Annotated in this window: 2 protein-coding genes; both read right to left on the bottom strand. The window is 25.0% G+C overall.

The annotated features are described in order from the left end of the window. On the bottom strand, positions 1–130 hold a 130-nt coding region (locus ACVC2P_RS00070), incomplete at its 3' end, for a class I lanthipeptide (RefSeq protein ID WP_452596452.1). 395 nt (positions 131–525) lie between these two features. Then, positions 526–736: class IIb bacteriocin, lactobin A/cerein 7B family (locus ACVC2P_RS00065; RefSeq protein ID WP_452596451.1), on the bottom strand; the 211-nt coding region annotated here is incomplete at its 5' end.

The raw sequence follows: 736 nt of genomic DNA, 5'->3' as shown, positions 1-736 counted from the left end.
CATTTAAACATAATCCTGATGATGCTAATAAAGGCGTACTTCCTCCATTCACATCTGTTAATTGTGACTCGTTTAATTCTACAATGCTACTTCTTTTAAAGTCTAATCCGTTTAATTTTTGTGTTTTCATAATTTGTGTTTATTAATAATTAATTTCTAAAATATTTAATATAATAAGTCGTTTATTAGTCCTTTAAAAAACGACTTATTTTGCTTAAAAAAACCAACCATTTATATAGCTACAAACAAGCTTTCCTTTTGTATATACTGACATGTTTTTTTATGACTTGTAATGATTTACAACTAAATATATAATATGAATAAGAAAAATAATCATTAAAAAAAGGTAGCCATAGTTTTCTTTAACCAAAGCTTTATCTTTAAAAATACGATACAATGTATACACTATATATAGAGTATATACAGATATTAAAACTTTATCTGAGCTTTTCATTTATGATTTAATTTGTTTAAACAAAAAAAGCACTTATACCTTAATTAAGTTTTAAGTGCTTTCATAGGTCTTTAATTTTGGTCTTTAGTTATGTTATAACTAAGCGCTATACTTGCAACTAATATACCTACACATTTTACTGAAGATGCTACAGCAATAACACAAAGAGGAGATGTTCCTCCATCTACGTCTAATAATTCTACTTCGTTTAGTTCTACTACACTATTTTTAGTAAAATCTAATCTGTTTGCTTTTTGTGTTTTCATAATACTATATTTTATA

The sequence above is a fragment of the Pontimicrobium sp. MEBiC01747 genome, from assembly GCF_053601635.1.
The sequence above is the reverse complement of the archived record's forward strand: the minus strand, read 5'-3'. Positions and strand labels throughout refer to the sequence as shown.